The sequence below is a fragment of the Pseudofrankia sp. DC12 genome (genome assembly GCF_000966285.1).
GTDB lineage: Bacteria > Actinomycetota > Actinomycetes > Frankiales > Frankiaceae > Pseudofrankia.
On sequence record NZ_KQ031391.1, the window covers coordinates 6019971 to 6040485 of the forward strand.

The 20515-nt window shown below is 72.6% G+C and carries 20 protein-coding genes; 8 read left to right on the top strand and 12 right to left on the bottom strand.

Features of this window, described 5'->3' with window-relative positions; genetic code table 11:
- Positions 1–56 precede the first annotated feature (56 nt).
- The gene (gene ald / locus FRADC12_RS24250) at positions 57–1196 is read right to left on the bottom strand and encodes an alanine dehydrogenase (RefSeq protein ID WP_045878359.1); all 1140 of its coding nucleotides are present in this window, start codon (positions 1194–1196) and stop codon (positions 57–59) included.
- A gap of 398 nt (positions 1197–1594) precedes the next feature.
- On the opposite strand from ald, the gene FRADC12_RS24255 reads away from it, so the two are divergent.
- The 3 genes from FRADC12_RS24255 (at position 1595) to FRADC12_RS32530 (ending at position 3953) form a co-directional block, all read left to right on the top strand.
- Positions 1595–2995: an aspartate aminotransferase family protein gene (locus tag FRADC12_RS24255; protein ID WP_045878360.1), complete on the top strand. Its 1401-nt coding sequence runs from the start codon at positions 1595–1597 to the stop codon at positions 2993–2995.
- Positions 2996–3143: 148 nt separating this feature from the next.
- A complete protein-coding gene (locus FRADC12_RS24260) occupies positions 3144–3530 on the top strand; it encodes a VOC family protein (protein WP_045878361.1) in 387 nt (128 codons plus the stop codon).
- A gap of 252 nt (positions 3531–3782) precedes the next feature.
- Positions 3783–3953, top strand: a complete 171-nt coding sequence (locus FRADC12_RS32530) for a hypothetical protein (RefSeq protein WP_198153025.1) — start codon at positions 3783–3785, stop codon at positions 3951–3953.
- Between the two features lie 56 nt (positions 3954–4009).
- Here FRADC12_RS32530 and FRADC12_RS24265 read toward each other — a convergent pair whose 3' ends face one another.
- Positions 4010–4900: a LysR family transcriptional regulator gene (locus FRADC12_RS24265; RefSeq protein WP_052711129.1), complete on the bottom strand. Its 891-nt coding sequence runs from the start codon at positions 4898–4900 to the stop codon at positions 4010–4012.
- 212 nt (positions 4901–5112) lie between these two features.
- Between FRADC12_RS24265 and FRADC12_RS24270 the strand changes: the two genes are divergently transcribed.
- A complete protein-coding gene (locus FRADC12_RS24270) occupies positions 5113–5865 on the top strand; it encodes an FkbM family methyltransferase (protein WP_045878363.1) in 753 nt (250 codons plus the stop codon).
- Between the two features lie 168 nt (positions 5866–6033).
- Complete coding sequence (locus tag FRADC12_RS24275; RefSeq protein WP_157489011.1) at positions 6034–8031, top strand: hypothetical protein; 1998 nt, start codon at positions 6034–6036, stop codon at positions 8029–8031.
- On the opposite strand, the gene FRADC12_RS24280 is transcribed toward FRADC12_RS24275, so the two are convergent.
- From FRADC12_RS24280 to FRADC12_RS24315, 8 genes are all read right to left on the bottom strand, one after another.
- Complete coding sequence (locus tag FRADC12_RS24280; RefSeq protein WP_045878365.1) at positions 8028–9320, bottom strand: RNA polymerase sigma factor; 1293 nt, start codon at positions 9318–9320, stop codon at positions 8028–8030. The two genes, FRADC12_RS24275 and FRADC12_RS24280, sit on opposite strands and share 4 nt — an antisense overlap.
- Positions 9321–9323: 3 nt before the next feature.
- Complete coding sequence (locus FRADC12_RS24285; RefSeq protein ID WP_045878366.1) at positions 9324–9692, bottom strand: YciI family protein; 369 nt, start codon at positions 9690–9692, stop codon at positions 9324–9326.
- A gap of 74 nt (positions 9693–9766) precedes the next feature.
- Positions 9767–10207, bottom strand: a complete 441-nt coding sequence (locus tag FRADC12_RS32535) for a M48 family metalloprotease (protein ID WP_198153026.1) — start codon at positions 10205–10207, stop codon at positions 9767–9769.
- A 139-nt stretch (positions 10208–10346) separates the two neighbouring features.
- On the bottom strand, positions 10347–10574 hold the full coding sequence (locus FRADC12_RS33455) for a hypothetical protein (protein ID WP_052711131.1): 228 nt from the start codon (positions 10572–10574) through the stop codon (positions 10347–10349).
- A gap of 4 nt (positions 10575–10578) precedes the next feature.
- Entirely contained in the window at positions 10579–11388 is an 810-nt protein-coding gene (locus tag FRADC12_RS24295; protein WP_232304006.1) for an ABC transporter substrate-binding protein, read from the bottom strand.
- Positions 11389–11610: 222 nt separating this feature from the next.
- A complete protein-coding gene (locus FRADC12_RS24300; RefSeq protein ID WP_157489012.1) occupies positions 11611–12294 on the bottom strand; it encodes an SLATT domain-containing protein in 684 nt (227 codons plus the stop codon).
- Between the two features lie 459 nt (positions 12295–12753).
- Positions 12754–13965 (bottom strand): cytochrome P450, encoded by a 1212-nt coding sequence (locus FRADC12_RS24310; protein WP_045878370.1) that lies wholly within the window; start codon positions 13963–13965, stop codon positions 12754–12756.
- A complete protein-coding gene (locus FRADC12_RS24315) occupies positions 13965–15020 on the bottom strand; it encodes a type III polyketide synthase (RefSeq protein ID WP_283215132.1) in 1056 nt (351 codons plus the stop codon). The genes FRADC12_RS24310 and FRADC12_RS24315 overlap by 1 nt, the downstream gene beginning before the upstream one ends.
- A gap of 602 nt (positions 15021–15622) precedes the next feature.
- On the opposite strand from FRADC12_RS24315, the gene FRADC12_RS24320 reads away from it, so the two are divergent.
- Complete coding sequence (locus FRADC12_RS24320) at positions 15623–16543, top strand: SDR family NAD(P)-dependent oxidoreductase (RefSeq protein ID WP_045878372.1); 921 nt, start codon at positions 15623–15625, stop codon at positions 16541–16543.
- A gap of 128 nt (positions 16544–16671) precedes the next feature.
- On the top strand, positions 16672–17442 hold the full coding sequence (locus FRADC12_RS24325) for an SDR family NAD(P)-dependent oxidoreductase (protein WP_045878373.1): 771 nt from the start codon (positions 16672–16674) through the stop codon (positions 17440–17442).
- Positions 17443–17508: 66 nt separating this feature from the next.
- On the opposite strand, the gene FRADC12_RS24330 is transcribed toward FRADC12_RS24325, so the two are convergent.
- Both FRADC12_RS24330 and FRADC12_RS24335 read right to left on the bottom strand, forming a co-directional pair.
- Entirely contained in the window at positions 17509–18174 is a 666-nt protein-coding gene (locus tag FRADC12_RS24330; RefSeq protein WP_045878374.1) for an SAM-dependent methyltransferase, read from the bottom strand.
- A gap of 712 nt (positions 18175–18886) precedes the next feature.
- Positions 18887–19333, bottom strand: coding sequence for an SsgA family sporulation/cell division regulator (locus FRADC12_RS24335; protein WP_052711133.1), 447 nt, complete (start codon positions 19331–19333; stop codon positions 18887–18889).
- Between the two features lie 455 nt (positions 19334–19788).
- Here FRADC12_RS24335 and FRADC12_RS24340 point away from each other — a divergent pair, with 455 nt between their 5' ends.
- On the top strand, positions 19789–20481 hold the full coding sequence (locus FRADC12_RS24340) for a DUF1918 domain-containing protein (protein ID WP_045878375.1): 693 nt from the start codon (positions 19789–19791) through the stop codon (positions 20479–20481).
- Positions 20482–20515: the final 34 nt, after the last annotated feature.

A 20515-nucleotide genomic window follows, 5' to 3' on the forward strand; every position in this document is an offset into this window, starting at 1 on the left:
CGTCGGGCGGGGAGAAGGCCTTAGGGCCACCGGAGGTGCTGGCGGCCGCCGGCCGGTCAGGCCCCGGGTGGCTGCGGCGCGGTCCCGAGGACATCGGCGGGGCTCAGGCTCGCCAGGCCGTGCGCCGCCGCGACCGGCGGGCAGGTCACCTGGCCGTCGTGGGTGTTCAGGCCGCGGGCGAGGGCCGGGTCGCGGCGCATCGCGCCACGCCAGCCGCCGTCGGCGATCGCCAGCGCGTAGGGCACGGTCGCGTTCGTCAGCGCGTGCGTCGATGTGCGCGGGACCGCGCCCGGCATGTTCGCGACGCAGTAGAAGACGGTGTCGTGCACCCGGTAGGTCGGGTCGTCGTGGGTGGTCGGGTGCGTGTCCTCGAAGCAGCCGCCCTGGTCGACCGAGATGTCGACGAGCACGGCGCCGGGCCGCATCCGAGCGACCAGCGCGTTGCTGACCAGCTTGGGCGCCCGCGTTCCGGGGACGAGCACGGCGCCGATCACCAGGTCGGCGCCCAGCACGGCCCGCTCCAGCTCGTAGGCGTTGGACGCGACGGTCCGCACCCGGCCGGCGAACCGGGCGTCGGCGGCGCGCAGCCGACCGAGATCCAGGTCGAGCAGGGTGACGTCGGCTTGCATGCCGACGGCGATCGCGGTCGCGTTCAGCCCGGCGACCCCGGCGCCGATCACGACCACCTTCGCCGGGTCGACGCCTGGCACCCCGCCGAGCAGCACCCCACGCCCGCCGGCGGCGGCCATGAGCGCGCCCGCGCCGACCTGGGGGGCGAGCCGGCCGGCGACCTCCGACATGGGTGCGAGCAGCGGCAGCGACCGGTCCGCGAGCTCGACGGTCTCGTAGCCGACCGCGGTGACCTTCGCGTCCAGCAGTGCCCGGGTGCAGGGCAGCGACGCCGCGAGATGCAGGTAGGTGAACAGCACCAGGCCGGGCCGCAGCCGGTGGTACTCCTGCTCGACGGGCTCCTTGACCTTGAGGACCAGATCGCCCGCCGCCCAGGTCTGGTCGGCGCCGTCGACGATCTTCGCGCCGGCCGCGACGTACTCGGCGTCCGGGATCATCGAGCCGGCCCCGGCGCCCTCCTCGACGAACACGTCGTGACCGTGGCGGGTCAGCTCGTTCACGCCCGCCTGGGTGACCGCCACGCGGTACTCGCGGTTCTTCACCTCGCGGGGGATCGCGATCTTCACTGAGTGCTCCCTCGTCGACGTCGTGGCCCGCTGGGCCGCCGGCGGCACCCGGCGGCCCGGCTCGGTGGGGTGCGCGCCGCCCACGGCCAGCGTGGGTCACGGCGAGGCCTGGGTTACGGCGGCGCGCCGCGGGCCACCCGTTCACCGGGCGGCGTCCTGCCCGATACCGCAACGACATAAGGCGGCAATGCGGTAACCATTGTCGTGACGATCATACGCTGCGGAAAAGTTTGTGGGCCTGCCTGCCATCCGCGCTAACCGTATGATGTGTGCGATCTTTGGGGTGCATCGCGGACGGCCCTGCCCGGTCGCACCGACGCGGTGCGCCGGGTCCGGGGCCGGGCGCTGGCGCGCCCCGCCACTCGTGACACCCCGCCTGGCTCGGTGGAAGGACTGCCGTGACGACCCTCGACGAGACAGCGACCGACCTCAGCACCGCCACCGACTCGCTCAACAGGTCGGCCGCCGCGCACCTGTGGCCGCACTTCACCAGGCTGTCCGCGCTCGCCGCCGGCGAGGCACCGGTCATCGTCCGCGGCGACGGCGCCTACATCTGGGACTCCGACGGACACCGGGTCCTCGACGGCCTGGCCGGGCTGTTCGTCGTGCAGGTCGGCCACGGCCGGGCCGAGCTCGCCGAGGCCGCCCGCAGGCAGGCCGAGCAGCTGGCCTTCTTCCCGCTCTGGGCGCACACCCACCCGGCGGCGATCGAGCTCGCCGAGCGGGTCGCGAACCTCGCCCCCGGCGACCTGAACCGGGTGTTCTTCACCTCCGGCGGCGGCGAGGCCGTCGAGTCGGCCTGGAAGCTGGCCAAGCAGTACTTCAAGCTGGTCGGCAAGCCGCTCAAGCACAAGGTGATCAGCCGGTCCATCGCCTACCACGGCACCACCCAGGGCGCGCTGGCGATCACCGGCATCCCGAGCCTGAAGGAGATGTTCGAGCCGCTGGTGCCCGGAGGCTTCCGGGTCCCGAACACCAACATCTACCGCGCGCCGCTGTTCGGCGACGACCCGGTCGCGTTCGGCCGCTGGGCCGCCGACCAGGTCGCCGTCGCGATCGAGGCCGAGGGCCCGGACACCGTGGCCGCGGTCTTCCTGGAGCCGGTGCAGAACGCCGGCGGCTGCTTCCCGCCACCGCCCGGGTACTTCCAGCGGGTCCGCGAGATCTGCGACGCCTACGACGTGCTGCTGGTCTCCGACGAGGTGATCTGCGGGTTCGGGCGCCTCGGTGCGATGTTCGGCGCGCAGCGCTACGACTACCAGCCCGACATCATCACCTGCGCCAAGGGCCTGACCTCGGGCTACTCGCCGCTCGGCGCGATGATCGCCAGCGACCGGCTCGCCGAGCCGTTCCTGCGCGGCTCCACCAGCTTCGCGCACGGCTACACCTTCGGCGGGCACCCGGTGTCGGCGGCGGTGGCGCTGGCGAACCTCGACATCTTCGAGCGCGAGGACCTCGTCGGCCACGTCGCCCGCAACACGCCCACCTTCCGGGCGACGCTGGAGAAGCTGACCGACCTGCCGATCGTCGGCGACGTCCGTGGCGACGGCTTCTTCTACGGCATCGAGCTGGTGAAGGACAAGTCCACCAAGGAGAGCTTCACCGACGCGGAGTCGGAACGGCTGCTGCGCGGGTTCATGTCCGGCGCCCTCTACGAGGCGGGCCTCTACTGCCGGGCCGATGACCGGGGCGACCCGGTCATCCAGCTCTCGCCGCCGCTGATCTGCGACCAGTCGCACTTCGACGAGATGGAGTCGATCCTGCGCTCGGTCCTGACGGAGGCCTGGACGAAGATCTGACCTGTCGGACCGCTGGCGTAGGTTGTGGCCGTCCGGGCTGGTGCTCGGGCGGCCACGACAGTGCGTGCTTCCACCGCGCCGGGGCCGGCCGGAGGCCTTGGCCGGTCCGGGCGGCGATGGAGGGCGCCTTCTCGACGGGAGCGCGCCGATGCGGATCCACCTGACCAGCGTCTTCGTCGACGACCAGGACAAGGCGCTGCGTTTCTATACCGAGGTGCTCGGCTTCGTGAAGAAGACCGAGGTTCCGCTGGGGGACTACCGCTGGCTGACGGTCGTCTCGCCCGAGCAGCCCGACGGCGTCGAGCTGCTCCTGGAGCCGGACGCCCATCCCGCGGTCGGCCCGTACCGGTCGGCCCTCGCCGGCGATGGCATTCCGGTGGCCTCCTTCGCCGTCGACGACGTCCACCGGGAGTACGAGCGCCTGCGCGGCCTCGGAGTCCGCTTCACCCAGGAGCCCACCGTCATGGGCCCGGTGACGACGGCCGTCCTCGACGACACCTGCGGCAACCTCATCCAGCTCGCGCAGCACGGCTGACCCCGCCGAGCCCCTCCACGTGGTCCGCGGGGTCATCCGGCCGCGCTCGCGACTTCGCCATGGTCGGCAGCCTGCGCGCCGCACGGCCGTCTCGGGCGGCGGGAAGGTCGGCTGTCGGCTTTCTTACCAGGAAGGTTCTTACCGTTCCTTTCTCGATTGCCCAGTTACAGTAGCCCCGCCTACTCTGCTGCCGTCAGGCCGCGGCCCGGACAATGCGCGCGCCGCTGGCTGACTGGGAGGATGGGCGGCCGAGTGGTGGAGACAGGACGATCCGGCAGTCGGCGGGCCGAGACGGTGTGCTTCCTCGTCATCTTCATCGCGCTGCAGACTGTCACGATCTTGTTTGTCGAGAATGGCGACAGCCTGGTTGCGGACTTCGTCGCCGCCTTTGTCGTCGCGGTGTTCTCGCGCTGCGTGGCGTGACTGGTTTTCGGCCGGCGCCGCCGCGCGCGTCCGTGACAGCGCGTCAGGTGAATCCGTCAGGCGGCGCGGCTGGGCCGCAGGCAGCGCTCCAGGAAGGTCGCGGCCGTCGTCGACAACGGGCGGTCGATCGGAATCCCGATCGCCAGCTGATAGCGCGGCGGATGCGGCTCAATAGGCACGTATCGCAGATCGCTCGCCTGGTCGGCGAGCGATCCCGGGACGAACGCGACCCCGAGCCGGTGGCGGACGAAATCGACGACGGTCGCCAGGTCGGTGAGCTCCAGTTCGGGCGGACGCCGGGGTAGTCCGGCGGCCGCGTAGGCGCGGTCCACGGCGGCCCGCACCCCCCAGCCGGCCGGGAACTCGATCAGGCCCAGCTCGCCGGTCTCGGGCAGGGTCAGCGCCTCCCGGCCGGCCAGCGGGTGGTCCGCCGCGCAGGCGAGCACGAGGGTCTCGGTCCGCAGCGTGTACAGCCGCACGCCCGGAACCGGGCCAGTCGCCGCGAGCACGGCCAGGTCCAGCTCGCCCTCGCGCAGCTTCGCCTCCTGCGCCGGCTGTCCCGTCCGGCAGCCGCCGGGGCCCGGCGCGGTCAGCCGGACCTGCACCAGTGGGTGCTCGGCCCGGAAGGCGGCCAGCGCCGCCAGCACGGCGCGCGGGGTCAGACCGTCCGGGATGCCGATCGCCAGTGTCCCGCGGGCGCCGTCACGTACCTCCGTCACCACCTGACGGGCCTGCCGGACCGCGCCGAGGACCCGGCGCGCCTCCGGGATCAGCGCCCGGCCGGCCTCGGTCAGCTCGACGTGCTGCGTCGTGCGCTCGAACAGGTCGACGCCCAGTTCCCGTTCCAGCGAGCGGATCGACGCCGACACGCCGGACTGCACCATGTGCAGCCGCGTGGCGGCCCTGGTGAACCCGCCCTCCTCGGCGACCGCGAGGAAATGCTCCAACCTGCGTGGCTCCACGCCGCGTCAGACGTCGCCGCGGCGGTCGAAGTTGCGCGGTCCCAGGCACTCCAGGTCCCGGGAAGGGTGTGACCAGGCACGAGGCGCGCCCGACGCACCGCTGCTCGCGGCGCCGTTCCGTCCGGTTGTGGCCGGGGCTTCGGCCGTAACACGCCCCTGGTCGCGTCCGCCCGAGGTTGCGGTCGTATGGTGCGCCCATGGTGAAGGCAAACCCTCGTTGGGTCGCGCGCAACGTCGTGCGCCGCGTCCCGCCGGCGAACGCGCATATGCCGCTGAACATGTGGGCCAGCCTCTGGGGGGGCGCCAACGGCCCGGGGATCGACGCGGTCTCGATCGTCAAGCGGATCGCCGACCGGGCCGGCCGACCGCTGTCCGTCGTCCAGATCGGGGCGAACGACGGCGAGATGGGCGACCCGATCCATGACGTGATCGTCGGCCACGGCTGGCACGGAGTCGTCGTCGAGCCGCTGCCGCATCTGTTCACCGCGCTGACCAACTCCTACCGGGGCGTGCCGGGCATCAGCTGCGAGCGGACGGCGATCGGCGCCGAGGAGGGGACGGCGACGATGTACGCCGTCCACTGGAAGCCGAGCGACCCGGTCTGGGTGATCGGGCTCAGCTCGCTGCGCCGCGAGGTCGTCCTGGAGTCCAAGATCCTGATCCCGGACATCGAGGAGCGGATCGAGGAGATCCAGGTCCCGGTCATGCGGCTGTCGACGCTGCTGGCCAAGCACCGGATCGACCACATCGATCTCCTGCAGATCGACACCGAGGGCTTCGACTTCGAGATCATCCAGCAGATCGACTTCGCCAGCTCGTGGGCGCCGCGACACCTGATCTACGAGGCCTGCCACCTGGGCGTCGACCTGGCGAAGGCCCGGGCGCTGCTCCGGAACGCCGGCTACAAGATCTTCCCTGCCGGCTACGACGACTACGCCTTCCGCCCCTGACCGCTGGGCCGGATGACCGGTCCCGACTCGACCTCACTCTCGGTCGTTGATCGTTCTCTTAATCGCCGCAACTGTGGACGATTTTGGGCTAGTCCTTACATTCCGCCCTTGCCCGTCGTGGCGGTCCCCGCCTGTGGGATGCTGGTCCGGCGCGCTTGAGAGGAATCGATGGGCGACGGGCGGGACTCGGTTGATCTGGCCGAACTATTCGGCCTTGATGGCGGGCGCGTGCATATCGGCCGCCCGCTTGGCGACGCCGGCCAGGGCCGGCTCTACGCCCGGAAGGGGCATCCCGGGACGGCGGTGAAGCTGTTCAGTCCCGCCTTCCTTCTCCGGTCGGCCGCGGACCTGCGCGCGAAGCTGACCTGGATGATCGCCCACCCGCCCGTGGATGTCATCGGCCGTTACCGGTTCGCCTGGCCACGGGAGCTGGTCGTCGACCGGACCGGCGCGCTCGCCGGCTACACGCTGCCCGGGCCGCTCGACGGGGTCGAGCTGCGGGCCCTGTTCGTCCGCCCCCGCCAGACCGCTCCCGAGGCCCGGCCGCCGGACTGGCTCGTCGGTCCGCCTGCCCAGCGGCCCTACCGGGCCGACCGGCCGCGGGTCGCCCGCGACTGGCGGCTGCTGGCCCGGGCGGCGGCGAACCTGGCGGCCGCGACGGCCGTGCTGCACGAGCGCGGCTACGTTGTCGGCGACTTCCATGACGGCCTGGTCCGGGTGAACGCCCAGGGCGGGATCACCCTCGTCGACTGCGACGCGGCGCAGGTGAGCGTGCCGGACCCGTTGGGCCCCATCGGCCTGCCGGACGTCACCGGGCAGCGGGAGATCCCGGGGCCGGCAGCGGCGGCGCCGCGGGGCGCCGCCGCCCCGGAGGGCGGTCACGTGTACCGGGCGCCGGTCGGCCGGCCCGAGTTCATGCCGGCGGAGCTGCTCGCCGAACGCGGCCGGCCGCTGGGCCCCGGCGCCGACGACTACGCGCTCGCGGTCCACTGCTTCGCCCTGCTGCTCGGCGGCCATCGGCCCTACACCGGGATCTGGCGGGCCGCGGGCGCCGAGCCCGCACCGCTGGGCCTGGCCCGGCTCGGGCTCTACGCGCTGGCCGGCGGCGGCCGCCTCGACCCGCCAGCCGGCATGGCACCGGCCGAGGTGCTGCCGGATGAGCTGCTGACCCTGTTCGAGCGCGCTTTCGGCCCCGAAGCAGGGGCGCGCCAGCCACGTCCGGCGGCCGTCGAATGGCGCGACGGGCTGCGCGGGCTGGCCGACGGCCTCGTGACGTGCGCGCGGAAGCAGACCCATCACTACCGTTCAGGCCTCGACGCCTGTCCGTGGTGCGCCGGCGAAGACCAGGCCCGGACGCGTACCGCCGCGCTGGTGCCGGCCGCCCTGCCCACGGCGACGCCAGGCCCGTCGCGGACGGTCGTGACGCCGCCGCGCCGGGCCGTGCCGCGGCCGCCGGCGAGCCCGGCCCGGACGGCCGGTTCGGGGCGCCCGCCCGGCCCCCGGCACCGGACGCCCCCGCGGCCTGAGCCCCGGCGGCGGGCCGGCAAGGTGGGCGCCGCCGTGCTGTGCCTGCTCGGCGCGGCACTGATGGCGCTCACCATCTTCGGCGCCGTCGACCAGCCGTCGGCTACCGATCAGTCCCGGCGGGACTCCGGCCGGCCGGCCCCGGGTGGCGCGTCCGTCGCCGGCGCCGCCGCGGCGCCGGCGACGCCCTCGGGCAGCCCGACGGCCGGCCGGCTGGCGGCGATCTGGCCCTGGCTCGGCCGTTGGCAGAGCGTCGCGAGCTCGCCGCTGCCAGGCTTCGGCCTGGAGATCGAGGACCAGGGCGTGACGGGTGACCGGGAGGAGATCACGGCCACCGAGACGTCCGGGACCTGCCCGGTCCGCTATCACGGCACGGTCCGGGCGCCGCGGGACGGGCCGATCTCGGCCTACCCCACCGACGCGTCGGTGGACCTCACGCTCGACGCGTCGCTGCCCGCCGGCCAGGATCCGAAAGGCTGCGCGCTGCTGCCCGACCCGTCGTCCTACGCCGACGCCGGCGGCACGCTGACCAGCCCCGGCGTCATCCGGTTCCAGGTCACGGGTGCGATCGACGATCTCGCTCAGGCCCGCGTGATCGTGCGCCCTGGCGAGTCGGTCGCGTTGATACTGCAGCGCGCCTAGCGCCCGCCCCGGGTGGCGTCGTCCGCTCCGGGCACGGCGGACTGCTCCTCGGCCTTGGCGAGCAGGTAACGGCGCTCGGGCTCGCTCGCCGTGCGCTCGGCCGCGGCGCGGAAGTCCGCGCCGGCGCCGGCGCGGTCGCCGGTCTGCTCGCGCAGGTGGGCGCGCACGGCGAGCAGCCGGTGGTGGGCTGCCAGCTGGCCGCCGGCCAGCTCGTCGACGGCTTCGAGGGCCGCCGCCGCGCCGCGGACCTGGCTGAGCACCACCGCCCGGTTCAGCGCGACCATCGGGTTCGGCGCGATCCGCTCCAGCAGGTCGTAGAGGCCAAGGATCTGCGGCCAGTCGGTGGCGTCCGTGTCGGCCGTCTCGGCGTGCACCGCGGCGATGGCGGCCTGCACCTGGTAGGCGCCGACCGGGCCGACCGGCAGGGCCTGCTCCACCAGCGTGAGGCCCTCGGCGATCAGCTCCCGGTCCCAGCGGGACCGGTCCTGCTCGGCGAGCGGCACCAGCCGGCCGTCGGCACCGGCCCGGGCAGGGCGCCGCGCGTCCGTGAGCACCATCAGCGCCAGCAGCCCCAGCACTTCGGAGTGGGCTGGCGCCCCGGCGGGCACCAGCCGGGTCAGCCAACGGGTCAGCCGGATCGCCTCGTCGGACAGCGCCGGGGCGGTGAGGTCGGCGCCGGAGCTCGCGGTGTAGCCCTCGTTGAAGATCAGGTACAGGACGTGCAGGACGGCGCGCAGCCGGGCGTCGTACTCGGTGCCGGTGGCCGGCAGCCGGAACTCGGCGCCGGCGGCGCGCACGCTCTGCTTCGCCCGGCTGATCCGCTGCGCCATCGTCGCCTCGGGGACGAGGAACGCGGTCGCGACCTGCGCCGTCGTCAGGCCGCCGACCGCCCGCAGGGTCAGCGCCACCTGGCTCGGTGGCGACAGCGCCGGGTGGCAGCACAGGAACAGCAGGCGCAGCGAGTCGTCCAGGTCAGCGGGTCGGTCGGCGTCCGCCGCGGCGGCGACCAGCTCTCCCGCGGGAGTGGCCAGCGCCAGCCCCTCCTCGCGGCGCCGGCGGGCGGACTCGGCCCTGATCGCGTCGATCACCCGCCGGCCGGCCACCGCCGCGAGCCAGCTGCGCGGGCTGTCCGGGACGCCGTCCGCCGGCCAGCCCGTCGCCGCGGCCAGCAGGGCCTCCTGGACGGCGTCCTCGCACAGCTCGAACTGGGTCGGGTACCGGCGCAGCAGCCCGCCGAGGACCCGCGGCGCCAGCTCGCGCAGCAGGTCCTCGACGGGGCGGCCGGCCATCGGCTACGACCGCTGGGGAGCCGGCGACTCGTGGGGGAGCGGGACCAGCTCGACAGCCTCGTGCGAGGCCCACGGGAGGTCGGCCGCGATCTCGACCGCCCGTGCCTCGTCCGGGACGTCGAGGATGTAGAAGCTGCCCATGAACTCCTTGGTCTCCAGGTACGGGCCGTCGGTGATGGCCGGCACCCCGTCGCGGACCCGGATGACCTTCACGTCGGCCTCGGTCCCGGAGCCGTAGGCGCCGATCAGCTCGCCGGAGTCGAAGTACTTGCGGTTGAACGCCTCCTGCGCGGCGATGGCGGCCGGCCACTCCTCCGGCGGGATCGCCGCCCAGGTCTCGTCGCTTCCGTAGATCGTCACCAGGTACTTCATGGTCGGAACTCCTGCCGTCTCTGGCGCCGCCTCCCGGCGCCGACACCACGAGGTCGAGGCCGCACCTCCATTCTCTACACCCGGGCGGGATGAGTGACATAGGTCACAGATCGCCGGTGGTGGCCGGCCCGGTGGTGGTCTCCCAGCCGGCCAGCTGACTGGTACGTCGCCTGCGGCCAACCGGCCGCCGGCCGGGAGGGGTGGTCATCACGAGCGAGGCGGGCCGGCCGCGCCTGACGAGCGTGGGCAAACGCGGCCATACGGGCTGGCGTCGGCGGATGGCCGTTCAGCCCGGCCGGCACCACCGCCGCGGCGAGATCGTGCGTGACAAGCGCGGCCAGTTGCCCGGCGGGCAGCCGCTCCAGCAACGGCAGGCCGAGGACGAGCCCGTGGCAGGACCGCCGCCGTGGTGACCGCCACGACCGGGGCGGCTGGCAGACCATCGCCTCCGGTGTCGGGAGGACGTGAACCAGGACGGGCCGGCTGACCCCAAGCCGGTCGGCAACCTCGCTCACGAGCGCCTGCAGGTCCGGCTCCTTCTCGCAGGCGCGGCCATCCCCGACCCGTGATCGTCACTTGGGTGCCGGGGTGGTCGTGGGAAGGGGCCCGGTCACGGCTACCGGAGACTCCTGCTGGCCTAGTCGGGCCCTGAGCCTACCGGCGGACAATCGCCTCGTAGCTGGTTCGCGCCGTCCTCGCCACGCCGTGCCAGCCCTCCAGGCCCTCGGCCCACGCGTTCGAGTTCGAGTTCGAGTAGAACATGAAGGCGGTGCCCATGAACCGCGGCGGGCCCCAGCCCAGCGCCTTGAACGCGGCGGCGAAATGGAACGTCGAGTAGCCGTAGCCCATGTAGACGATGGCCTCGGCGCCCTGCGCGCGCATCGTCTCAAGGCTCTCCTGGAAAGCCCCTGGGGTCCGGCCCGAGGCGGACCTCCTTGATGATCTCGACGCCGACGTTCTGCGCGGCCGTCCGGAAGTACTCGGAGTAGTGGTCTCCGGACGAGCCCTTCTCCCAGAAGAAGCCGACCTTGGTGTGCCCCTGCTGCGCGCACCAGTTGGCGCCCATCACCGACTCGGTCGGGATGTCGCCGTTGGCGACCGTGAAGCAGTAGTCGCCGGCGAACTTGACGCTGCCGGTCCAGCCCAGGCACGCGACGCCGGTCCGGTTGACGGTGTCCATCAGGTTCAGCGAGTTGTCCGAGATCATCGGGCCGAGCACGACGACGCACCCGTCGTCGACCAGCTTCTGGTAGCCCCGGCGGACCTTCAGGTAGTTCTCCCGCGGCAGGCCGCGGGCGTCCGCTGTGATGACCTTCACTGGGCGGTCGTAGACGCCCTCGTTGAGCGCGTCCTCGATGGCGAGAATCGTCGAGTCGACCCAGTCGGACAGCAGCTGGCCGAGGTCCATGTCGACGAGGATGCCGATCTTCACCGGTTCGAACGGATCACCCTGGGTGGCCACTCCGCGGGTCGGCGGGTAGACGGCGATCGACTCGACGGCCTTCTCGCCGACCCGCCCGCCCCCCTCGTACCAGCGACCGTCCGGGTCGTTGTACGCGACGGTGTCGGTGCCCCGCTCGACCGTCGAGACGGCCCGGTCCGGCCGCGCGATCCCGTGGTCCACCGGCGCGGGGAACAGCCGCTGCGCGTACTGGGTCTGCTCCTGCTCGGGTGATGCCGGCCGGCTCCCGCTCATCCGCGACTCCTCATCCACTGCCCACAGTTCAGGTGGCCGCCGCGCTTCGCGAGCGCCACCAGGCCCGCGCTCGCCCGGGCGGTCGAGAATGATCGGATAGTATATACAATCATCCTAGAGTCGAGGGCTCGGAGTTGTCGGGCCGGGCGTGCCACCGTCGCGGTGGCACGCCCGGCCCGACCGAATGCGGTGCCTGCCGGGGTCTGCGGGCGGGGACTGCCGCTACAGCGTGAGATCGGCGAACGACAGCTCGCCCGCGCCGTCCGCGGGCCCGCGGTCGGCGAGGGTGCGCAGGTCGGCCGTGAAGGAACGCAGGATCGCGAGCCGGTCGGGGATGGTCCCGTCCGCGGCGCCGGGGACGCACGCGGCCGTCCAGTCCTCCTGGAAGATCTCCAGCCGGCGTTGCGCCCGGGTCGCTGCCGAGTGGCCGCGCGCGGCCGCCGCGGACAGGCCGCAGACGTGCTCGATGGCCAGCAGCGCCAGCGCGGCGCCGAAGAACAGCGAGCACCAGGCCGCTCCCGCGATGTCGTGCCGAGAGGCCGCGATCACCGGCAGCAGCACGCCCACCGCCGCCAGCAGGACCGCCAGCACCCGTAGCAGGTGCGAGAGCGACCGAAGGTCGTGGCCACGGCGCCGGTGCCGGTCGGCGGCGTCGATGGCCTTGCGTTCCAGCCGCCGGTAGAGCGCGGCCAGGACCGCCTCGGTGTCCTTCCAGTCGCTGGACGAGACCACGGGAAGCAGGTCCGCGCTCCCGCTGCTGACCGGCCCTCCGATCGCCCGCGGCCGCCAGGCCAGCCACGGCGCCCGGTCGGTCGGCGCGACCGTGCCCGCGAATGCCGCGACGGGCGCGAGCGGCGAGCGCGGCCCCTGTGGCGGCGGCTGCGTCCTCGGACCCCACAACACCATCTGACCTCCTTCTGCGCGATGGATACTCTCCGAACAATTATAGTTACGGATAGTGGCCAGAAGCGGGATCGGATGCCGTCACCCGGCGTGCCGCGCCGACGCCACGGCTAGGTCCAGACCCGCCCGAGGGTCTACCGGGTCCTGCGCCGTATCCCGTGGATCGTGAGGCCGGTCGATGACGCCAAAATCCCCACCCAACTGGCGATCTCCGGCCTCTCCTGGCTGCTGGAACCGGCATGATCGCGAACTGCGCAAGCGTAATTGCGGCAAATGGGACTCGGAGCGACAGGTCTGCTGCCCAGTTGGCGATCATCAGACCTGTGAGCGCCGTCGGCCGCTGATGATCGCCAAATGGGCAGGGGGTTTGGCGTGGCGAGGCCACGAGGCGGCCCTTGCTCGGGCGACGTCACCTGGGCCGCGCGCCACCGTCCGCTGTTCGTCACGGTCTGGATACGACCGCTACCAGGCGATGGGAAGGCGTTCGGGGTAGCGCCAGATGGAGCCGGTGTGCCAGGGGACTTCCTCGGGGGGCACCGCCAGGCGCAGTCCCGGGAAGCCGGCGAGCAGGGCCTCGAGGGAGATGCGCAGCTCGGCGCGGGCGAGGCTGGCACCGGCGCAGTAGTGGGTGCCGTGACCGAAGGTCATGTGGGTCGCCGGCCGGTGGCGCTGGAAGTCGAGCGCCTCTGGGTTCTGGAACACGTCCGGGTCGCGGTTGGCCGCCAGGTAGGAGACGTGGACGGCGTCACCGGCGCGGATCGTCACGCCGCCGAGCTCCAGGTCCTCGGTGGCGATGCGGGCGATGCCGACGCCGTGGCGGAATGGGATGAAGCGCAGCAGCTCCTCGATCGCGGGTTCCAGCAGGCTGGGACGCGCGCGCAGCAACGCGAGCTGCTCCGGGTGGGTGAGCAGCGTGTAGACGATGTTGCTGAGCTGGTAGGTGCTCGTGTCGTGCCCACTGATCGTGAGGACCATCGACATCACCGCGAGCTCGGTGACACCCAGCAGCTCGGCTCCGTCCCGGGCCAGGGCCAGAGTGCTGATCAGGTCGTCGCCGGGCCGGGCGCGACGCTGTGCCGAGAGCTCCAGGAAGTAGGCGCGCAGGGCGGCCTTGGCCTCGCGGGTCGGCCCGGGCCCGGCGTCGGTGGACATGAGCGTGACCACCAGCTCCCGGATGCGCTGCTGGTCGGCCTCGGGGATGGCCATGATCTCGCAGATCGTGGTGAGCGGCAGGCGCGCGGCGAACAGCCGGGCGAAGTCGGCCGGAGGTCCCGCCGCGCGGATGTCGTCGAGGAGCCGGGCCACGACCGCGCGGATCTTCGGGGTCATGCGCTCGGTCTGCGGCGCGGTGAACCCCTGCGCGACCAGGCGCCGCAGCCGGGTGTGCCCGGGCGGATCCATCAGGTTGACCGCCTCGGCCTGGGCGATCGGCTCGGGCGTCATCCGCGGCAGGTCCCGGCCGATGCCCGCCGCGCGGCTGAAGCGGTGGTCCGTCACGACCGTGCGGACGTCGTCGTAGCGGGTCACCAGCCAGGCCCAGCCCCGGCCGTGGGGCATGCTGATCCGGATTACCGGCTCCTCCTTGCGTAGCTGCCGCAGCAGGGGGTCGAACTCCAACGCCTCCAGGTGGCCGAACGGGCAGTGCCGCACCCGGGGCTGGGTCTCGGTGGTCATCACGCGGCGCTCTCGCGGGCGGTGAGACGAGTGCGCAGGTCGGAGGCCTGGCTGATCGGCGCGGACCAGGTCCCGACGCAGCTTTCGGCCGTGATGCCGGGGCCGAAACCGGCGATCACGCCGGTCGCGCCATGTTCGAGCACGTTGTCCTCGAACATGCGGCGCAGGGCGTCGAGCACGACAGCGCTCGCTATGTTGCCGTGCTCGGTCAGGGTCGCCCGGCTGTAGCGGAAGAAGGCCGGGTCCAGGCCGAGAATGTCGCGCAGGTCGTCCAGAATGCGAGGGCCGCCGGCATGGATGATGTAGAAGTCGAGCGTGCCCGCGTCCCAGCCGTGGCTTTCCGCGAGAGCGCACAGTGCCGGGGCGAGCATCGCCATCGTCTTCGGCACCCGCTTGTCGAGCCGGAAATGGAAGCCCGTTTCCTTCACCGCGTAGGAAATCCAGTCCTCCGTGTCCGGCACGAGGTAGGAGCAGTTGCGTTCGAGCTGCACGCCGTAGCCCCCGCGCCCGCGGACCACCGCGGCGGCGACGGCGTCACCGAACAGGCCATTGGCCAGGAGCGAGCCGACGTCGTGGTCCGACGGCTGGTAGAGCAGTGAACAGAACTCGCAGGCGACGATGAGGACGTTCGCGCCCGGGTAGGCGTTGCAGAAGTCGGCCGCCCGGTTGATGGCCGCGCCACCCGCTGCACAGCCGAGCTGCGCGATCGGGATCTGCCGGGTATCGTTCCGGAACCCGAGGTTGTTGATCATCCAGGCCGTCAGTGAGGGCATCAGGAAGCCTGTGCAGGAGACGAAGATGATGGCGTCGATGTCCTCGGGCCCGAGGTCCCCGGCCGCCGCGAGAGCGGGGCGCACCACTCCTGGTATCCGCGCCATCGCCTCTTGGGCGTAGACCGCGTTACGTGCCTCGAAACCGGGGTGGCGCAGAGTCTCGGCAAGCGGGCGGACCAGGTGGCGCTTGTCCACCCCGGTGTTCGAGATGAGCCGGAGAACGAGATCGAGCTGAGGGTGGTCCGCGTGCATTCGGCGGGCCAGCTCGAGGGTCTCCTCCATTCCGATCGTATTTTCCGGGACCAGGACGGCAGGGCGGCAGAGGATTGGCATGCGAAGCGCCCCTCCTTCGCGGGTTGACGTCAGCCGGGGCGGCTGCCGCGAATCCCGCGCGGCCAGGTTGGATTGATCCGGTGAGCCTGGTTGGCTCGCTCAACGTACCCGTTCTCGCAATGCCGAAACGATAGCCGACAGTGGTACCGGGAGACGCCTCGACGTGACTGGATTGTTCCGCCCGATACGGGTGACCGGTGGGCGCAGATTGCCCGTTCTGGAATACGGCCGCTGCGGTGGTCGCCGGCGACACCCGCCCGCGCGTTATCCGATTTTACCGTGAATACCGCAGCTTTGTTGATGGGAACCGGTTTCGGGCTCCTTGTCTGGCCGGCCGAGCCCGGCGGCCCGTGGACCTGGCTGACGGCCGGGTCGGCCCCGCCATGGCGGGATGCCTGGCGGTCCGCTCCCGCCCGGGCCGTGCTCACTGCCGAGTCCTGGCTCCGCCGGTCGGCCACCCCTTGCGCTGAGCCGGGTTCGGCGCTTTTGTAGAACCCGTTCTACTCGGTGGTGGGTGCCGCCGATCGCGGCCGGGACGACAGGGGTGCGCTGTGCAGGACTTCGCCGGCAAGGTCGCCGTGGTCACCGGTGCGGGCCAGGGCATCGGCCGGGCCCTCGTCGAGCGGTTCTGTGCCGAGGGGATGAAGGCCGTCGTCGCCGACGTCGTGCCCGACCTCGTCGAGCGCACGACGGCCGAGCTGCGCGAGGCGGGCTGCGGGGTCACCGGTGTGGTGACCGACGTGACCTCGCTCGAGTCGGTCGAGGCGCTGCGGGACGCGACGCTGGCCACCTACGGCGCCGTGCACGTCCTGTGCAACAACGCGGGCATCGGGTCGGGGCCGGAGGGCCAGCTCTGGGAGCACCACGTCAACGACTGGCGCTGGTCGTTCGACGTCAACGTGCTCGGGGTCGTCAACGGCATCCGCGCGTTCGCCCAGACCATGATCGCCCAGGACGTCGAGGGCCACATCGTCAACACGACCTCGGGGAACGGCGGCTTCACCCCATTGATCAACAGCGCGGTCTACGCGGCGACGAAGTCGGCCGTGACCACCGTGACCGAGTGCCTGTGGGGCCAGTTGCGGCAGTCGGGCGCGAAGGTCTCGGCTTCGCTGCTCTACCCCTCCACGGTGACGCCTGGGCTGCTCAACACCGGGATCTGGCGGCCGGGCGCGAACCGGCCCGACCGCTACGACCGCCCGGGCGCACCGCCGAAGGAAGGCCGAGACTCCCTCGGCGCCTTCCAGCAGCGGATGGACGCCGCCGGCCTGCCGGTGGTCTTCGCGCCGCTGTCCGAGGTCGCCGACCTGTGCCTGGCGGGCATCCGGGCCGACACGTTCTGGATCACGGTCCCGAGCGACGCGCAGAGCGCCAAGATCCTCGCCCGGGCCCGATCCCAGGTCGACCGGTCCGATCCCGACTACCTGCTCGAGGCCAACCTGATGGCCGCCCGCCCCGCCGCCAGGCCGTGAGACCGCCCGCCCCGGCCGGCGGAACGGGCCGGTCCGGGCCGCCACCCGCCGGCGGCGCTGGCTCGCGGCCGGCCGACTGATCGCCCCACCGTGCCCGTATCGCCGATCCGCCCCTAGGAGGCACCCGGATGACACAGGAGAACCTGCTGCGTCGGTTCGATGGCCGCGTCGCGCTCGTCACCGGAGCCTCGTCCGGCATCGGGAGGGCCGTCGCAGTGCGGCTGGCGGGCGAGGGCGCCTCGGTCCTGGCCTGCGACGTCGACGCCGCGGGGCTGGAGACGCTCGGCAAGGAGCTGCCCGACGACGCCGGCAGGATCGTCGGGCGGGTCACCGACGTGCGGGACCGGGCCGCCTGCTTCGCCGCCATCGAGGACGCCGTGGCCGAGTTCGGCCGGCTCGACGTGCTCGGCAACGTCGCCGGCATCCTGCGGACCGGCCACGTGACGGACGTGTCCGAGGACGAGTACCGGCTCATGTTCGCGATCAACACCGACGCGTACTTCTTCTTCGCCCAGGCCGCGATACCGCACCTGCTGGCGACCAGGGGCAACATCGTGAACATCGCGTCGAACTCCGGCCTCATGGGCGGCGCCTACACCGTCCTGTACTGCATGACCAAGGGCGCGGTCGTCCAGCTGACCCGCGCGCTGGCGATGGAGTTCCTCAAGAAGAAGATCCGTATCAACGCCATCGCCCCCGGCGGGACCGAGACCGCCCTGGTGGCCGGGACGGCATTCCCCGACGACGTCGACTACGACCTCATCGGCCGCTACATGGTCCCCAGGCGGATGGCCAAGCCGGACGACATCGCCAAGCTCTTCGCCTTCGTCGCCAGCGACGACGGCCGCAACATCCACGGCGCCATCCTGTCCTCGGACGGTGGCGTCACCGCCGGGTGACGACCGCCGCCAGGCCGGCGATCCCGCCGGTGCGGTCGCGCCGGCGCAGGCCCCGCCTGTCCCTCGTCATGGACCTGTGGGTGGGCTCGCCGCGGCGCGGTGGGCTCGCAGCAGGGTGTCGATGGCGTTGACCTCGCCCGCGGGGGTCTCCACCGGGCGCAGGACACGGACCGATCGCTCGATCACGAGTCCCGGCACGTCGGCGAGGTCGGCCGCGGTGTCCTCCGGTGAGTAGAGGACCTCGCGGTCCCGTGGGCCGCCGACGCCGTCGGTCAGGTTGCGTGCGTCGTGGGCGATGACGAGCAGGGTGCCGCCGGGCGCGAGCCAGCCGGCGGCGCGGCGCAGGGCGACCCGGCGGGCGAGCGGGGGAAGCTGCAGGTAGGCGACGATCACGGCATCGAAGCTGCCGACCGCCGGAAGGTCGGACCTGCCGGCTGTTTCCGGCTCCGCCTCGGCGATGACATCGGCGACGCGGAACCTCGTGCGGGCCGCGACTCCAGCCTCGACCGCGAGCCGGGCCGCGCGTTCGATCGCGGCGGCCGAGAAGTCCAGGCCGGTAGCCTGCCAGCCCCGGCTCGCCAGCCAGATCGCGTTGCGTCCCTCGCCGCAGGCCAGGTCGAGCGCGCGGCCAGCCGGTAGCTCGGCGAGCTCCGCGGCGACGAACCGGTTCGGCGGGAGCCCCCACACCAGCTCGTTGCCGGCATACCGCGCATCCCAGTCCGATGCTCGCATCGCGATCTTGGTTTCCTTCCGCCCGTCCCAGGCCGGGTGACCCGGCTCCTCCCACCCGGCGGGACGTCGCGACCAGCCAGCGCCGTTCGCCCTTCGGGCACTCGACTATCCCAGAAGCGCGGGCGAGCTGTCGCCAACCGTGACAATTCGGTGAACTCGGCAAGCGCCGCCCTGGCGGCTGGCTCGCCTGCCGCCGTGGCGGGTGCCGCGGTGCCGCCGCGGGACATCGGGCGGTAGGGGCTCATCCGGCGGCGGAGCGTCGCCCAGGCGCTACGGGAGGTGCGCCATGCGACCACCTGGCGCACGCGGACAAGGCTGCCCCGGAGACGCCGTTCGTCCCGGCACTGGCAGGGGCCCGCGGCTCTCCGGGTGAGCGGAAATCGCTGCTGGCGCTGAGAAACTAGGTGAGAGAAGTCCACGCTCACGCCGCACTCGCGGCATTAGGTGATGCACGGTGCGAGGATGACGCCTTGTCGACGACTCCGACTTCTCCGTGCCATTTGATGGTGGCTTCTCTCACCTGACAGTCGTTATACCCGCCTCACCGGCCGACACACAACCCTCCGTCCGCCCCTCATCTCCCGGCACTGGGTGCCGAAATCGGGCTCCCCGACCTGAATGCGTGCTTGCGCCGGGTCCGGGTGCACCGTCCGGCCCGTCAGGCCTGTTCCGTCCGCCGGTGGCAGCGCGCGGGTGGGGCGGGAGCGCCGCGTCAGCCGGAGATGCTCGGGCCGTCGCCGGTGAGCGGGCCGCCCTCGGTGAGCGGCGCCAGCTCCTGGTCCCAGTTGATGTGGCGGGACTCGCCGCCGCAGGGCACCGCGGCGGCGGCCCGGCGCAGGAAGGCGCGCACGGCCCAGCGCGGCAGCCCGATCCGCGCGTGCCCCCCGGGGCTCGAGAGCGACAGCTCGACGACGGTCTCGCCGGCGTGCGTGATCGGCGCGACCCGGACGTCTGCGATCCCGGCGGGCCGGCGCAGGCCGTCCTCCAGCAACTCCCGGGCGAAAACCCATTCGACCCAGGCGCCGTTACCGACATCGAACCGGATGACGACCGCGAACGGATCCGTCGACCGGTAGGCCAGTTCGGCGGGGAATTTCCCGCCGTCGTCCAGCAGCCGGGCGTCGAACGGGACGTTGATGATTGCTTCGGCGCGGGTCACTGCGGCCTCCCCTCGCCGGGCGAGTGTTGACGATGCCGATATGGTCGCGCGTCGACGGGAAACCGGCCAGACCCTCAATGCGTTTCTCCCGCCAGTGCCCGTCGCCGCTGCGCACCGCCAATGGTGACACCCAGGCCGACTTGACACAATGTGTCCGGGTTCCGCGTGTCTGGTTGATTTCCGGCCGCACCCGCGCCACGCGAGGCCCGCGATGCCGGCGGGCACCTTCAGGCCAGCACGACGGCCGGTCGCCGAGCTGGTCGGTCGTCGTGGTCGTCGCGCGCCGGGTTGGTTGGGCCCGCGCTGGAAGCGGCGGGCGTCGGCGGTAGGCCCGGCCGGGCCTGGCTGCCCGCTCCCGGCGCTGTCTCCGCCGCGACCAGCGGGGAAAGCTGCCTACGAGGGCGCCGCGCCACCCGACAACCGCCGGGCGCGCGCCTGGAGCTGAGGAGGGCGAGATGACGATTCCCTACCAGGTGCCGGTCACGGTCTCGCCGGCCACGACGTTGGCGGATGCCGCCCGCCTGATGGACCGGGCGGGAGCGGGCGCGCTGCTCGTCCTGGACGGGGAGCGGCTCGTCGGCATCGTGACCGACCGCGACGTCGTGCTGCGGGCCGTCGCGCGTGGGCTGCCGCGGGACGCCCGAGTCGACGCGGTGATGACGAGCGGCGTTGTCACCCTGCCGGTGACGGCCGAACGGGCGGAGGTGGTTCGGGCCTTTCGGACTCACTCGGTGCGCCGGCTGCCGCTCATGGCCGGTGCGGAGGTGGTAGGCCTGATCACGCTCGACGACCTGCTCGCCGAGGCTGTCCCGGAGGATCTGCGCGGCATCGGCGCGATGGTCACGCATGAGGCCCACCACCCGCGCCACGAGGCCGGCCTCCCGGTTCCGGCGTCGACGGCCGACCGGAAGGCCAGGACCGCCCGGACGGAGCCCGGGCCGGGCCAGGCGCGGATCGGCGACCAGATCGTCATCCACCGCCACACCCAGGACCAGCCGGACCGGGACGGCGAGGTCGTCGAGGTCAGTGGCCCGTTCGGCAACCCCCCGTTCCGGGTCCGCTGGTCGGACGACGCACGGGTCACGTTCTTCTACCCCGGCCCGGACGCCGAGATCCGCCACCTCGCGCGGGTGGGCCGCCACACCTGAGGGCCGCGGCCACCTGAGCTCCGCCGTGCCGGCG